11 protein-coding genes are annotated in these 15,859 nt (G+C 42.6%); all 11 read left to right on the top strand.

The window, feature by feature from the left end; all coding sequences use genetic code 11:
- The first annotated feature begins 336 nt into the window (after window positions 1-336).
- The 11 genes from T344_RS0117170 (at window position 337) to T344_RS0117120 (ending at window position 15,505) form a co-directional block, all read left to right on the top strand.
- Window positions 337-3,474 carry an alpha-mannosidase gene (locus tag T344_RS0117170; RefSeq protein ID WP_027629732.1) on the top strand — a complete coding sequence of 1,046 codons (3,138 nt, stop codon included), beginning with the start codon at window positions 337-339 and terminating at the stop codon, window positions 3,472-3,474.
- Between the two features lie 356 nt (window positions 3,475-3,830).
- The gene (locus T344_RS29910) at window positions 3,831-4,208 is read left to right on the top strand and encodes a cupin domain-containing protein (RefSeq protein WP_051571980.1); all 378 of its coding nucleotides are present in this window, start codon (window positions 3,831-3,833) and stop codon (window positions 4,206-4,208) included.
- A 32-nt stretch (window positions 4,209-4,240) separates the two neighbouring features.
- On the top strand, window positions 4,241-5,995 hold the full coding sequence (locus tag T344_RS0117160) for a DUF5060 domain-containing protein (RefSeq protein ID WP_027629731.1): 1,755 nt from the start codon (window positions 4,241-4,243) through the stop codon (window positions 5,993-5,995).
- 12 nt (window positions 5,996-6,007) lie between these two features.
- A complete protein-coding gene (locus T344_RS0117155) occupies window positions 6,008-6,838 on the top strand; it encodes a transketolase (RefSeq protein WP_027629730.1) in 831 nt (276 codons plus the stop codon).
- 42 nt (window positions 6,839-6,880) lie between these two features.
- Window positions 6,881-7,834 (top strand): transketolase family protein, encoded by a 954-nt coding sequence (locus T344_RS0117150; protein ID WP_027629729.1) that lies wholly within the window; start codon window positions 6,881-6,883, stop codon window positions 7,832-7,834.
- Window positions 7,835-8,007: 173 nt separating this feature from the next.
- A complete protein-coding gene (locus T344_RS29905) occupies window positions 8,008-9,765 on the top strand; it encodes a cache domain-containing sensor histidine kinase (RefSeq protein WP_027629728.1) in 1,758 nt (585 codons plus the stop codon).
- Between the two features lie 74 nt (window positions 9,766-9,839).
- A complete protein-coding gene (locus T344_RS0117140) occupies window positions 9,840-11,480 on the top strand; it encodes a response regulator transcription factor (RefSeq protein ID WP_027629727.1) in 1,641 nt (546 codons plus the stop codon).
- 267 nt (window positions 11,481-11,747) lie between these two features.
- Window positions 11,748-12,176 carry a PPC domain-containing DNA-binding protein gene (locus T344_RS0117135; RefSeq protein WP_027629726.1) on the top strand — a complete coding sequence of 143 codons (429 nt, stop codon included), beginning with the start codon at window positions 11,748-11,750 and terminating at the stop codon, window positions 12,174-12,176.
- Window positions 12,177-12,229: 53 nt separating this feature from the next.
- Window positions 12,230-13,621, top strand: a complete 1,392-nt coding sequence (locus T344_RS0117130; protein WP_027629725.1) for an ABC transporter substrate-binding protein — start codon at window positions 12,230-12,232, stop codon at window positions 13,619-13,621.
- Window positions 13,622-13,701: 80 nt separating this feature from the next.
- Entirely contained in the window at window positions 13,702-14,598 is an 897-nt protein-coding gene (locus T344_RS0117125) for a carbohydrate ABC transporter permease (RefSeq protein WP_027629724.1), read from the top strand.
- Window positions 14,599-14,626: 28 nt separating this feature from the next.
- Window positions 14,627-15,505, top strand: a complete 879-nt coding sequence (locus T344_RS0117120) for a carbohydrate ABC transporter permease (RefSeq protein ID WP_027629723.1) — start codon at window positions 14,627-14,629, stop codon at window positions 15,503-15,505.
- Window positions 15,506-15,859 lie beyond the last annotated feature (354 nt).

Genomic DNA, 15,859 nt, shown 5'->3' with positions numbered 1-15,859 from the left:
AAGGCCTGGTACCGTCCCGTTTGATAAAAAAAGCAGCACTTATTAAAAAACCAAAACAACCGATATAATATAGACTGTTTTTTATAAACACAAATATATTGGCATGGCCGTTATTATAGAAAATGAGATAAATCAAAGTAAAAAATACCGCAGCTCCGGAGGCAATATAAAAGGCAATTTTAGTACATTTGATTAAGTCATGAATGAGGCTTGATTTCATATGAAACACCCTTTGGCTTTTATTGTGACTTTAATTATACTGTGCAGCACTGAAAGTTACAATAGGTAACACTTTTTATTTTCATATGTACAATGACGTAATGTTATGGAGGTATTATGTTTTTTGAGCAGGAAAGAATAGAGGGATTTTTAAAGGAATTAAAGAATTGCATTTATCATAAAATTGAGCCTGTAGATAAAGTACTCATTAAAAAGGGCGATTTTAAATGTGCGTCACAAGCCGAAGCCGACGGACAGGAATGGACGGAATTCAAAAGCGGTGACAGCTGGGGGGGAAAGGATCAGCGGTACTGGTTCAAGCTTCTGTTCACCATTCCGGAAAGTCTTAATAACTGCAATGTGGTTTTTAGAATAAAGACAGGACGCGAAGGGGAATGGGATGCAATCAACCCTCAATTTCTGGTCTATCTGAACGGGGTATTGAAGCAGGGCCTGGATGTGAATCATACTGAAATTCTCATTGACCAAAACGCAAAAGCGGGGGAAGGTCACCGTGTAGATATGCATGCCTACGCAGGAATGAGCGATGTGAAAGCAGTGCTGCAAGCGAGCATTGCAGCACTTGACAGGGCAACGGAACAGCTCTATTATGATTTGGCTGTTCCCTTTGAAGTTGCCGGTTTCCTTGAAAAGGAGGACAAGAGACGGGTCGACACATTAAGCATACTGAACCAGGCCTTGAATCTGCTGGATTTTAGAAGGCCTCATTCGGAGCAATACAATGAGTCGGTTGAAAGAGCCATAGCCTTTTTAAAAACTGAATTTTACGGAAAAAGCTGCGGACATGAAGCTGTATATGCCAGTTGTGTGGGTCATACCCACATAGATGTGGCATGGCTGTGGACCTTGCAGCAAACCAGGGAGAAGGTGGTCAGAAGCTTCACCACTGCCCTGAGCCTGATGAAGGACTATCCCGACTATTCTTTTATGGCAAGTCAGCCTCAATTGCTCCAGTTTCTCAAGGAAGAACGTCCTGAAGTATACATGGAGATAAAAGAGCGGGTAAAAGAGGGACGATGGGAGATAGATGGCGCCATGTGGCTCGAAGCCGACTGCAACCTTGTCTCGGGTGAATCTCTTATCCGTCAGATATTATATGGCAAGCGCTTTATAAGAGAGGAGTTCGGGGTGGATTCCAGGACCTTGTGGCTGCCGGATGTCTTTGGTTACAGTGCCGCATTGCCTCAGATATTGAAAAAGTCCGGCATCAGGTATTTTGTTACCTCCAAGATAAGCTGGAACGAATATAACAAGATGCCGTACGATACCTTTATGTGGGAAGGTATTGACGGTTCCGAGGTTTTAACATATTTCCTCACGGCCGCCGAATATGACAAGGTTTTGTCAGGAAATCACAGAACCATTTATGAAGCTAAAATAAACCCATCCCAGATTATGGGAGCCTGGAGAAGGTATCAGCAGAAAAACATCAATGATGATGTGCTTGTACCTTACGGATACGGTGACGGCGGCGGCGGGCCAACCAGGGATGACCTGGAGTATTCCTCCAGAATGCAAAAGGGACTTCCCGGGTGTCCGGTTGTCAAAATGGAAACAGTGGGAAATTATCTGGAAGGCCTGGAGAAAAAAGTTGCGGGCAACCCAAAACTGCCGAGATGGGTAGGGGAGCTTTATCTGGAATACCACAGGGGAACATACACCTCAATGGCCAGAAACAAATACTACAACCGGAAAAGTGAATTCCTGATGCTGGATATAGAACGTTTCAGCATGCTTGCAAGTCAGGTGGAGCCCTCTGCGGCATATCCGTCCGAGGAGATAGAAGACTGCTGGAAGACTGTTCTGCTCAATCAGTTTCATGATATTATCCCGGGCTCCTCCATCAAGGAAGTTTATGAGGAGTCACAGGAACAATATGAAGCGCTGCTGACAGAAGGTTACCGGCTGCTGGATAAATCCATGAAGCACATAACGGCTAAGATTAATTTGGAGGATAGGGCCGTCATAGCTTTTAATCCTCTGGGTTTTGACAGGGATGATATCCTTAAATTTGATTTGCCCCATGAGAAGGACAGTATTTCTCTTGTGGATGCCGAAGGCAAGGTTTATCCGGTTCAGAGAACGGAGGAAGGGAGCCTTATTGCCTTTGTAGAGGGGGTGCCGTCAAACGGTTATAAGACTTTTTACATCAGCCGTAAGTCGGAGCAGCAGCCTTTTGAGCTATATGCCACACAGGAGAAGGCAGGAAACAGATTTTTTGAAATAAGGTTGGATGACAGCGCAAATATCGTTTCCATATTTGATAAAGTTGAACGCAGAGAAGTACTTAAACCGGGAACCAGGGGCAATGTGCTACAGGCTTTTGAGGATAAACCCCTTAGATATGATGCCTGGGATATCAATATATATTACCAGGAAAAAATGTGGGAAATCAATGAAGTTGATGAAATCAGGGTAATAGAAGAAGGTCCCGTAAGAGCGGCAATAAGGATTAAAAAGAAATTCATGGATTCGACTCTCATACAGTATTTGTACTTATATAATGATATACCCCGGATTGATTTCGTGAATGAAATCGACTGGAAGGAGAAACAGATACTGTTAAAAGCCGGATTCCCCGTTGATGTCCGTACCGATAAGGCAACCTACGATATTCAATTTGGAAGCGTCGAGCGTCCTACTAACTGGAACACCAGCTGGGATATAGGCAGATTTGAGGTATGTGCTCACAAATGGGCCGACTTGTCGGAGGACGGTTATGGTGTCAGCCTGCTCAATGACTGCAAGTATGGCTACGATATCAAGGACGGTGTTATGAGGCTCAGCCTTTTGAAATCACCCATCTGGCCCAATCCGGATGCCGACAGAGAGCTCCATCGCTTTGTCTATTCACTCTATCCGCATACGGGAGACTGGAAGGACGCAAATACCATGCACATGGCCTACAGGTTGAACTGTCCGATGCATGCCGTACAGGAAGGTGCTCATGTAGGAACACTTCCAACCCATATGAGCACAGTGTCGGTCAACAGGAAAAATATAATGATCGATACTGTGAAAAAATCTGAGAATGGGCAGGAACTGATCGTAAGGCTGTATGAATGTCATAACAGAAGGACTGCTGCCAGCCTGAGCTTTTTCAAGACCATTGGATATGCCTGCGAAACCGATCTTGAGGAAAAGGAAATAGGAGTAATTGAGACCGGGGATAACACGCTGTCCTTTGAAATATACCCCCATGAGATCAAAACCTTCAAGATCGGGCTGATTTAGCGGTAATCATTTTTGCCGGTAATGGGAAATTAAGAATATTAATTAAAACCTGAAGGGACTGTTGCACAATGAATAAATTTTATTCATCAGGGCAGCAGTTCCTTTTTTATCCAACTTTTGAGGATCGGACAGCATTATTAAAAAAGTTATAAATATCTTAAAATAGTTATAGACTTTATCCCGGTAAAAATCTCTTAAGTTATACAGATTAAAATTGATAACAGTTTCTTAAAGTAGTTTCTGTATCTCATCTGATTTATTAACTATACTCAACTTATAAGAGGTGATAATAGAAGCACCCATCTCCAAAGGTGACGGGTACTTCATACAATAACAACCGTGAAGGGGGAGCCGGGATGAAAAAGAAAGTTTCTTTAAATGATGTTGAACCTGCACATCTTGAAGGAAGGGATCTCAGATGGATCATAACAGACAAAACCGTTGGGGCGGATCAGATGAGTATTGCCATAATGCATTGCTTTCCTGAGGCTATAGTCAAACCGCTGCATGCTCACAGAAACATTGAGGAAGTTATCTACATTGTTGAAGGGCAGGGACAAGCCTGGATTGACGGGGAAATTGTGGATTTCGTAAAAGGGGATGCGGTTTTCTTTACTGCCAATTCTAGGCATCAGGTAAGGAATACGGGAAAGGAAATGCTGGTGACAGCCTCGGTCTTCTCAGCTAAAACTTCTTCCGACGACTATATATTATATAACGAAAGTATGTTTTAACAGTTATCAAATAAGGGGAGGTCAGTGTGAAAATGAAGGAATCCAAAGTGCATGTATGGGATAAGATAGAGATTGAATTACAGGCAAAAAACGATTATACAAATCCATATTGTGAGGTGGAAGTATGGGTATTGCTTGAGGGACCTGATTTCAGCAAAAAGGTTTATGGCTTCTGGGACGGGGGAAAGACCTTCAAAGTAAGGATTGCTCCCATGAAAGCAGGCAAATGGAGCTGGTGCTCCGGCTCAAATACCGATGATCAGGGGCTGAACGGAAATAAGGGCAGTATAACGGCCGTGGAGTGGAACGAGGAAGAGAAACGGGCCAATCCGTGCAGGAGAGGAATGATCATTGCGGCTGAAAACGGACGGGGCTTCCAGTATTACGATAAAACTCCGTATTTTATGCTGGGGGATACCTGGTGGTCAGCGCCTACCTACCGCTATCCCTGGCATGAAGATTCTATTGAACGCCCGGCCGGGCCGGACATGGGTTTCAAGGATATGGTTCTATACCGCAGGAGACAGGGCTACAACTGTATCGCCATGTTGGCGGGCCATCCCACCTGGGCCAATGACGGGCTGCCCCCGAAAATCAAAATGAAGGATGCATTTGAAACAAGTATACGCGCCGCGTGGATGGACATGGATTCAGGAAGTGCAAAGGATATGCACAATGAAGGCGGCAGGCCCTTCCTGTTCCCGGGAACAGTTAAAGGCTATGAAAATGTGGTGCCGGATTTTGATAAAATCAATCCCGAATACTTTAAATATCTGGACAGGAAGATTGATTATCTGAATGAACAGGGCTTTACAGTGTTTCTGGAAGTGATCCGCAGGGATGTGAGCCAGGTCTGGAAGCGCTACTGCGGATGGCCCGATTCCTATGTAAGGTACATACAATACATATTTGCCAGATACCAGGCAAACAACTGCCTGTACAGTCCAATCCATTTTGACTATATTGGAAACACAATTCTCCCCAGGGAATATAATGAGCCTGCCAACATGGTGGTTGACAAATACGGTCACCCGCCGTTCGGGACACTGCTGGGCACCAATTCGGCTCCCTCGACCCTGTGTAATTTCGGAGGCCCGGAGGAGAACCGCTGGCTGACCTTCCATCAGATTGGAAACTGGAGGGAGCATGACCATTACTGGTATTTGACCGAAATATTCCATTCGGAGCCGGCCAGACCTGCCATCAACGGGGAGCCTTATTATCCGGGATTTCCAGATGACAATCCCGCCACTGGAAGTGAGGAGGCTGAATTCAACTGCCGTTCGGGTATGTACGGAAGCTTTCTGTCCGGAGGTTTTGGGGGATATATATATGGGATTGAAGGTATGTGGGGAAGTGATATTGAAAAAAATGCAAAGTATAAGATGTGGGAAGTCCTGGAATACCGTTCAGGTGCTCTTGTATACAACCTGAAGAGGTTTGTTGACCGTGCGGGTGCCAGATATGTGGAGCTTATACCGGATTCTGAACTGATAACTCCCAACAAGTCGGGCAGGGCTGACGGCTACAAAGGCTGGGCATACTGCGCAGCCACTGCCAAAAGAGATATGCTGCTGCTCTATTTTGAGCAGGAATGCCTGCAGGGGACGGTCCGGGGGCTGAAACCCAATGCGCCATACTGTATTGAGTGGTTTAATCCCGTCACAGGTGAATGGAAAGCCGACAGAAGGGTAACCGGTACTATCTGTGCAGACAACATGGGCCGTATAATTCTGCCTGAATTTCCGGGGGATGGTGACTGGGGACTGTACCTGGAAGAATTATAAGGAGGCAAATATATGTCGCTATCATTAACGAGAATAGAGGAATTGTCAGGGTTATGCAAAAAGTTCAGAAGGCAGCTCATAGATATTTTATATTCTGTTCAGACGGGGCATCCCGGCGGTTCCCTGTCCTGTACCGAAATACTTACACTGCTGTTCTTTGAAAAGATGAATATCGATCCGGCCCATACAAATATGGAGGGCCGGGACCGTCTGATTTTGTCCAAAGGACATGCCGCGCCCATGCTTTACATCAATATGGCTCACAGGGGATATTTCAAGCTTGAAGATTTAGACACATTAAGGCAAACAGGCAGCCATTTGCAGGGGCATCCCTGTTACCATAAGACACCGGGAATAGAGCTTTCTACCGGCTCTTTAGGCCTTGGACTCTCCGCCGGAGTGGGCATGGCACTGAGCGACAGGCTGAATAGGCAGAACGGCCATGTTTATGTGCTGCTGGGCGACGGTGAGATCCAGGAAGGCATTATATGGGAAGCTGCCATGAGTGCCAGCAAATATAAGGTGGATAACCTGATTGCCATTCTTGACAATAACGGGGTTCAACTGGACGGAACAATACGGGACATAATGCCTCTTGGCGATGTGCAGGCCAAATGGTCCTCCTTCGGCTGGAATGTGATAACTGCTGACGGGCATGATATTGCGGCTTTATCGGATGCCTTTGACCTGGCGGCGCGGCACAGGGAAAGCCCTACCATTATTATAGCCGGCACCGTAAAAGGTAAAGGGATATCATTTATGGAGGGTAAAAATCAATGGCATGGGAAGCCTGTCACTCAAAAGGAATACCAGATGGCAGTGGAGGAATTGAGCGTGCAGTAAAGAATTTTGAGCTGATTGAAAGCAGCGGAATGGAGTTTTCAGATGGCAGAAAAAATTGCAATGAGGGATGCATACGGGAATGCACTTGTAAAAATGGGAGGAACTCAGGAAAATATTGTTGTACTTGAGGCCGATGTGGGCAACTCAACCAAAAGTATATTATTTGGAGATAAGTACCCAGATAGATATTTCAATGTAGGGATTTCGGAGATCAATATGGTGGCTATGGCATCCGGCTTTGCTGTCAGCGGCTTTAATACATTTGTAAATACTTTTTCGGTTTTTATGACCACAAGAGGCCTGGATCCCATAAACAGTCTGATTGCATATGATTCCTTAAATGTTAAACTGATTGGAAATTATGCGGGCCTGTCGGATTCTTATGACGGCGCAAGCCATCAGGCAATTTTTGACATAGCCTGTATGCGTTCCCTGCCCAATATGACAATTATTTCTCCCTGTGATCAGGTTGAGACCGAAAAGGCGGTATTTGCCTGCGGCGAATACAAGGGTCCCGTTTATATGCGCCTGAGCAGGAATGCAAATCCAATCGTTTATGATGACAGCTATGAGTTTGAGCTTGGCAAGGGGGTTGTCATTAAAGAGGGGTCTGATATAACAATCATAGCTACCGGGTATATGGTGCAAAAATCCCTGGCGGCAGCCCGCATGCTTGAGGAGAGGGGCATTTGTGCAAAAGTTGTAAATATCCATACTATAAAGCCCCTTGATGAGGAATTGATTATCAACTGTGCAAAACAGACGGGTATGGTGCTGACAGTGGAGGAACACAGTGTGTATGGAGGATTGGGAAGTGCTGTTTCAGAGGTGCTCTCCCGGAATTATCCGGTACCGATACATAGCATGGGCCTGACCGGCTATGCCGAATCAGGCGGCTACGAGCAGCTGCTGACCAAATATTCACTGGACGAAAATGCAATTTATCAAAAGGTACAAAAGATAATGAAACAGAATAAAAGCTACAAGCTTATATAATTAAAAAATCAATTACTTTTAAGGTTTCTAAGATCCGGAGGGGAGTTAATATGCCGGATCCTGGAAATCTTTTTGTAATGTAGACAGCTTCTGATTTGTGGTATAATAAACCCACAAATCACTTGAATTCATGCACCATTGAAAGAATACTCTATTATCTGGAGGTTTCAAGCGTGTTAAATCCCTATACTTTAAAAAACAAGCTCATATTATATTTCAGTATTGTGTTTATTCTGGTATCACTTTGCATTAGTTTCTATTATTCCAATTATACAAAAAACCTGCTTGAAAAAAATATTATTGACAATACCAGGAATAATCTGACATACATACTCAGCAATATAGACAGACAAATACAGCAGTGCCAGGACCTGTCCGACTGGCTGTATCTTAACAGGAATCTGGACAAGCTGCTTATAAGAGATTATACCGATTCCAACTATAATTTTGACTATGACATATCTGCAGCGTACAAGGAAATCAACGGCAGGATTACAAATTCATCCATAGGAAGATATGTGGTTTCGGTCATAATTGAAGGAAAGAACGAGGTTGATTTAAAGCTGTACTCCGAAGCGGATTTCATTGATATAAACAAAATGAAGGCTGCAGACTGGTTTCAAAAGGGAAAGTATTCTGAAGTCTTTGTTTGTGCCGGAATAGAAGAAAATCTTGCAAAAGAGAGATACAATAATTTTTTTATACCCTTTGTCAGAAAAGTCATATTCTCCGACTCCAGGAAGACTATTGGCTGGCAGGTTATAGGCATTTCACCGGATTTGATCCGGTACAGCATAAAAGATTTCGAAGTTCCTGACAATGACCTGCTCCTGATAATGGACGGGCAGAACAAATGTCTTTATTCCAGTGACAATAAACTGCTGGGGCAGGACCTGTCCGGATCCATATCAATACCTGAACAAAATGACAAAAATTTTTATTCTGAAGTTTTTGGAAAAAAGGTTCTTGTTGTTTATCATAAGTCGGCATACTCCAATTACCAGATTGTGCAGCTTGTCGATTACTCCTTTATTGAAGAACAGCGCACGAATGCCACAAAAATTGCCTTCCTTATACTGGGGATAACCATAACCGTTTGCTGTTTGTTTACAATATTTCTGTCAAGCAATTTAACCAAGCCTCTGAGAAGGATAATGCACCGTATGGATTGCATCTCAAAAGGTAATTTTCATGTGGAGCCCGAGCTGGAGGGAAATGATGAAATAGGTGAGCTGGGCAAGGGGATAAACCAGCTTGCAACAAATATAAATCAACTGCTTATAAAGGTGAAAAATGATGAAAATGCCAAAAAGGAGTTGGAGTTCAAAGTACTTCAGAGCCAGATAAATCCGCATTTTGTTTATAATGCCCTCAATTCAATCAAAGTTATGGCAATGATACAAAAAGCCGATGGAATATATGAAACCGCCACTGCGCTGGGGGCATTGCTTAAGGAGACTTCCAAGGGAGCCATGAACCATATCACCCTGGAGGAGGAAATAAATCTTCTGGATCAGTATTTAACCATTCAAAAGATACGGAAAAAAGGCTTGATTCAGGTTAACTATTCCATTGAAAGTGAGCTGTTATCCTGTAAAATACCTAAATTTACTTTGCAGCCTATAATTGAGAACTCAATCGTACATGGGTTTGAGGGGAAAAAAGGTCTGGGTATGCTGGAAATCAGTGCGGGACTTGTTGATGAAAGTGACATTCTTATTGAAATCCGTGACAACGGAGTGGGAATTCCACAGGATAGGTTGGAAACAATACTGCAAAAGGACAAAGCCCGTGGAGAGAGATATAACAGTGTGGGTTTGGTGAATATAAACGAAAGAATAAAATTGACCTACGGAGAGAAGTACGGTCTGTCATTTGAAAGCAAATACCTGGAATATAGTATCGTCAGAATATTGATTCCCAGGGAGTAAAAATCCTGCATTAGTTTTAAAACTTTACATAAATAGGGAATAGGGACGGGAAAAGCTTTAAAAGGGGGATTATCATGTTAAAAGTATTGTTGGTGGAAGATGAAACTCTTGTGAAAGTGGGGATAAACTCCTTGGTCAATTGGAGAGATATGGGTTTTAAGGTGGTTGCCGAAGGGAGCAATGGTGAACACGGTCTGTCACTTATTAAGGAATACCAGCCCGATCTGGTAATTACAGATATCGTTATGCCCAAAATGAACGGGATAGATATGATGAGAAAGGCAAAGGAATACAATCCGGATATCACTTTTATAATATTGAGCAGTTACAATGAGTTTGATCTTGTAAAGCAGGCAATGAAGTATGGGGCATGGGATTACATTTTAAAGCTGAATATAAGCGAAGAGTCCATGAAGGAAATGCTTATAAATGTAAAGGAAAAAATAATATCCAGCAATAAGAAGATAAATGACGAAACCATGCCCATTGTTTACGATACCCAGAGTACCTCCATCATGCGCCAGGAATTTTTAAAAAGTATACTTGAAAACAATTTTGACGACCGCAAATACATTGATGCCAAGCTTCCTTCCATGAAGCTGGAACTGAATGAGGCCATGATGAAAGTGGGGCTGGTCAATACAAATCTCTATCTGTCCGAAAGCAAATACAACGATAAGGATTTGAAGCTTTTGGATTTTATGATTATTGAAATATTAAATGAAATCGGCAACGAATTCTTCAACTGCTATTTTTTGAAATTGTCCTTTGGTGCTTATGTTATGGTATTTTCACCCGAAGTGCCTGACAAAGCCCAGGAGACTGACCGGCAAATAAAAATAATGGGGAATACAATGCTGGAGATGCTGAAAAAGTACGTTAATATCGATGCGGCAATAAGCATCAGCGATACCTATGACAGTTATTTAAGCCTGCCCCAGGCTCTAGCCCAGGCAAAAGAGGCAATGGACATACTGTTTTACAAAGGCTACGGCAGTATTATTTTCTTCGACGATGTGTCAGAAAAAAGTAGTGGCTACGGCGGCAGCAAACAGATCAACCTGAAGGAAAGCCTGCCAAAAGCTATTGAAATTTGCGATTTGACGCTTATAAACAATATTTTCGATTCGATTGTTTATAATATTCAAAGCGCGAATATGTCTAAACATGAAATTTATGAATTGTGCAACCAGACCTTCTGTTTGTGCGATATACACCTGGGTGAGGAGTGGCAGATAGACAGCAAGGCACAGATTGAAGACAAACCTGCCGTTGAAACAGTATACAAGCTGCAAACACTCCGGGAGATCCTGGAATTCATTGAAAACTACAGGAATAGAATGAATAATTTTCTGGGCAGAAAACATGACGATGAAAAGCATAATCTGGTTTGGGGAGCAAAAAAATACATCATCAATAATTGTATGGGTACTCCCAAACTAAAGGAGGTAGCCGATAGCCTGAATATCAGTGCAGGTTATTTAAGCAGTATATTTACCAAATATACCGGAATGTGTTTTACAGATTATGTTAACAAAGTAAAAATAGATGAAGCTAAAAAGATGCTGAAAGACGGCCAGCGTAAGATTTATGAAATATCTTACCTGCTGGGCTACGAAAATGCCTGTTATTTCAGCAAAATATTTAAAAAAATTACCGGGTGCTCACCAACCGAATTCGTTAAAAATACCGTGAGCGATAATTTATATAATTAGCTGTTTAATGGTATCTCAGGTATAAAATAAATATCCGTATAAAAATCGTTAAGCAAATCTTAAAATAATTCATGCTGATAAAGGGTGGAAGAGGTATGACCGGAGTAAAAACTGAAACATCATAAAATAGTTAATAAATTATGAACAGAGTCCATTTTAGTGATTCTGTTTTTTTCTTATAATTTAACTATGGAAAGCAAGTCAAAAGCAGGTAAACTCAGTTGTTGCCAGCATCTGAAAATTTTCTGAAAAAGAGGTGAATAAATAATGGTAAGGTTTATTGGAGAAGGCACCGGCCGTGTAATAGTATTGAATCTAAAAAGAGGAGAACTGCTGCTGGAAAGTGTAGAGCAGGAACTTGCTGCTGCCGGTGTTAAAAACGCAATAATTACCGGGGCCATAGGCTCCCTGAAAAAAGCGGTTTTCCACCGGGTCACCGGGATGGAAAGAGAACCGGTCGACGAGTTCGTGACAGTTGAGAAACCCCTGGAACTCGCATCACTGCAAGGTGTGGTTGTTGACGGCCATCCGCATTTCCATATGGTTGTATCGGATCTGGAGAAAACATACACAGGACATCTGGAGCATGGCACAGAGGTACTGTACCTGGTTGAAATAACTTTACTGGAGGTTGCGGGACTGGATCTTCACAGAGTAAAAGACCGGGATAATATAGCAATTCTTACTCAAAAGTAAGCTGTATTTGGTCCCTTATGGGTTTGAATATTAAATTTTTCAGGAGGAGAAATATGATTAGCCAAAAAATTAAAAAAGTATTAGCTATTGCTATGGTCACTGCAATGCTGTCGGCAACTTTTTCCGGTTGTGGTACAAGCAAGGACGACAGTGCGGTTTCCAGCGGGTCGGCATCGGGGGCGGCTTCCAACTCTGCCGCCGGCAACGACGAACCGGTTGATATCAGATTGATGACATCCTGGACTGCCGGCTCGGTTGCATACGAGTCAATCGAAGCACTTTTGGAGACCTATAAAAAGGAAAAGCCCAACGTCAAAATTACCCATGATGCCTTGCCGAGTGCCGATCTCAGGACAAAACTGACGGTTGAGATGGCAGCAGGCACTCCGGCTGATGTTTCATGGTGTATACTGAGCTATGCCCGTGAATTTATAAAGGACGACAAAATAATCGACTGGGCTCCGGTGTACAATGATCCAAAACATCCGGAATTTAAGCAGTGGTTCAGTGAAGTATCCCTGAATTTTGCCACTACCGATGACGGCAAAATAATGATGGCGCCGCAGGAAGGCTCCATTGACGGTCTTTACTACAATACCGAAATGTTTACTAAATATGGCTGGAATCCGCCTCAGACCTTCGACGAGCTCCTTGCACTCATACCTAAGATAAAAGAAAAGGGAATTTCTCCTCTGGTCACAGGAGGTAAGGACGGCAGATTTGCCTGGCTGGCGTCGGCATTGCTGGCACGGTCTGCAGGTCTGGATAACTTCAAGGCCCTTACTTTGGGGGATGCAATGACAGGCTGGAAGGATCCGAAATATGGATTTACAGATGCAATGAATAAATTCAAGCAAATGATCGATGCCGGTGCATATCCCAAGGGAGTACTTGGAATGAGTGCAACCGAAGCGGATCAGATGTTTGCAAGAGGTGAGGCCGCCATGTACTACGAAGGGGCCTGGAAACCAGGTAATTTTGCAACGGCAGGCGGAGATGAATTTGTAAATAAGATTGCCCGTGTTGACTTCCCGGTATTTACCGACTGTCCTAACGGTGATACAAAAGTCAATGTAGGCGGTAACATAATCGGTTTCTTTGTGGCAAATGATTTGCCTGATGCAAAAAGGGAGGCGTGTATCAACCTTGTAAAAGATATAGTCAGCCCTGAATTCAACGTACCCATTATGGAAAAGGGCGGATTTGTTTACGCAGGAAATGCCGATTACGATAAAACAAAAGTATCCCCGGTTATGAACCAGCTGATAGAAGCATACAGAGGTGCCACATCCTACATACCTTCCATGGATGCTATTGCACCGCCTGCAGTCGACCTTGCCATCAAGCAGACAGCAATGCCCGGAATGATCACGGGAGAATTTGATGTGCAAAGAGCCATTGCGGAAGTTCAAAAAGCGGCTGAAGACTACGCAAGAGGAAAATAGAGCATATGTGGTTATACAGGCATATCCGGTGGGACGGATATGCCGTAAAACCGGAGAATCAACGTATGAGGGGGGAAAAAATGAGGATTTTTAACCGGTTATCCAAGAACAGAAGCAATGAAGAGTCGCTGGCACCTAACCCTCAATTGGAAGTGGGCAATAAAGCGACGAAAAGACTGATTTATGCATTTATGACTATTTGTGCTCTCGTCATTTTACTTCCTTTGGTGTGGTTGTTTTTCTCTTCAATGAAAACACAGGCAGATCTGACGGTAAATACATGGGGGCCGCCGAAGGAGTGGGTATTTTCAAACTACGCCAAGGCATGGAAGGGCTCTAAAATTGATACATATATGTTGAATAGTATTTATGTAACCTTTTTAACAATAATAATTACAATAGTTACGACTACACCTATTTCTTTTGTTCTCGCCAGGTATAATTTCAAAGCAAAAAAAATCATATACTACACAATTATTGCGGGAATGATGATTCCCATTCACTCAGCTATTATTCCGCTTTATATGATGGTGGGAAAGTGGGAGATGTACAATAATTTAAGTGTTTTAGGTCTAATCTACGGGGCATTTCGTATATCAATTTCCATATTTATATTAGAAAGCTTTATGAGTTCCATACCGAAGGAACTGGAGGAATGTGCATTTATAGACGGCTGTTCGGTCTGGAAGCTGTTTATGAAAATAATCGTACCTCTTTCCAAGGACGGTATTGTAACCATAGCGGTACTGTCAGTTCTGGCCTGCTGGAATGAGCTTCTTGTGTCCATGCTGATGCTGAACAAGCCGGAGCTTAAAACATTGCCCATTGGTCTGATTGGTTTTATTACGGAATTCAACTCGGAATATACTCAATTGGCTGCAGGTATTATGATGGCTATAATCCCAAGTATTCTATTCTATATATTTGCACAGGAAAATATCGAAAAGGGAATGATTGCAGGGGCTGTAAAGGGATAGATAATGCAGATTGGCAGTGGAGGTCTATATGAATATAACTAAAAAAAACATTTGGGTAATTTTAGCATTTTTAGTACCGGGTTCATTGATTTATATATATCTGGTCCTGTATCCCATCGGACAATCGGTGGTTCTCAGTACATTCAAGTGGGATACATTGGCATCCAGCAGATTTGTGGGTCTGGATAATTACAGGTCGGTATTTGCATCACAGTTATTTTGGAAGTCAATGGGGAATTCACTGGTATTTATGGTATCAACTACATTACTGCAGGTTATTTTCGGATTCACATTGGGGTACATGGTCTACCTCCAGATGAGGGGCTATCGCTTCTACAAGGTGATATTTTTTGTACCGACAGTTTTACCCTCAGTAGCAGTAGGGTTTATATGGAATTATATTTACAGTCCGGGAATGGGTTTGTTAAAACCCTTTATGGCAGCAATAGGACAGGCTGAAAATTATATACCGCCCCTGTCCAGTCCGGCTCTGGCATTAATTGCGGTAATCATAGCTCAGACGTGGAATTCATGCGGTGTTCAGGTTATTTTGTTCAACTCGGGCTTTATGAACATGCCCCATGAGGTAATAGAAAGTGCCACAATTGATGGGGCAAGCGGAATAAAAATGATTTACCACATGGTGATACCCCTGTCCTGGGATATCATAAAAATGGTAATAATCCTTCAGACAGTGGGTGCATTACGTTCCTTTGATCTGGTTTATGTAATGACAGGCGGAGGTCCCAATCATTCCACCGAACTGCTGCCGCTCCACCTTTTTGTAAATTCATTCCAGAACTTTAATATCGGTTATGGAAATGTCATAGCCATTATAATTTTTGTCATGGCAATGCTGCTCACAATGGGCATGAAAAAAATAATGTACAAGGAAAGCATTTATTAAAATAAAAAATTATAAAACTAAAAGAATACTCTCGAAAAGTAATTGGTAATTTCGAGAAAAACCAATACTTCACTCCATTTTCTTTGTGAAATGGAGCTATTTGTAGAAAAAGCATTGTACCTTGAGAAATTAATAGTTGTGTAATTTTGAGCCCAGATTTTTTGGGACAGCAAATAAACCTTTGAAATTCAAAGATTTTTAAATGCTGTTTGAAAAGTTCTTGTACTATTGCAATAGACTCAGAATACTAAAGGATTTGTGTTTGATCCAAGCATCCAGATGTATATTAGCAGCAGCGAAAGTGGCTCTTGCAAAACGGTGCTTTGAGCTCCTTGTTTTACCAGCTTCGATGTC

Origin of the sequence: Ruminiclostridium cellobioparum DSM 1351 = ATCC 15832 (genome assembly GCF_000621505.1) — a bacterium.
Lineage (GTDB): Bacteria > Bacillota > Clostridia > Acetivibrionales > DSM-1351 > Ruminiclostridium > Ruminiclostridium cellobioparum.
Note: the sequence above shows the minus strand (reverse complement) of the source record. Positions and strands in the feature narration are given on the sequence as shown.

Coding starts and splice junctions, on each gene's coding strand:
- T344_RS0117160 (WP_027629731.1), top strand. CDS start 4,241: ATGAAGGAATCCAAAGTGCATGTATGGGATAAGATAGAGATTGAATTA.
- T344_RS0117170 (WP_027629732.1), top strand. CDS start 337: ATGTTTTTTGAGCAGGAAAGAATAGAGGGATTTTTAAAGGAATTAAAG.
- T344_RS0117120 (WP_027629723.1), top strand. CDS start 14,627: ATGAATATAACTAAAAAAAACATTTGGGTAATTTTAGCATTTTTAGTA.
- T344_RS0117155 (WP_027629730.1), top strand. CDS start 6,008: ATGTCGCTATCATTAACGAGAATAGAGGAATTGTCAGGGTTATGCAAA.
- T344_RS0117130 (WP_027629725.1), top strand. CDS start 12,230: ATGATTAGCCAAAAAATTAAAAAAGTATTAGCTATTGCTATGGTCACT.
- T344_RS29910 (WP_051571980.1), top strand. CDS start 3,831: ATGAAAAAGAAAGTTTCTTTAAATGATGTTGAACCTGCACATCTTGAA.
- T344_RS0117140 (WP_027629727.1), top strand. CDS start 9,840: ATGTTAAAAGTATTGTTGGTGGAAGATGAAACTCTTGTGAAAGTGGGG.
- T344_RS0117150 (WP_027629729.1), top strand. CDS start 6,881: ATGGCAGAAAAAATTGCAATGAGGGATGCATACGGGAATGCACTTGTA.
- T344_RS0117135 (WP_027629726.1), top strand. CDS start 11,748: ATGGTAAGGTTTATTGGAGAAGGCACCGGCCGTGTAATAGTATTGAAT.
- T344_RS0117125 (WP_027629724.1), top strand. CDS start 13,702: ATGAGGATTTTTAACCGGTTATCCAAGAACAGAAGCAATGAAGAGTCG.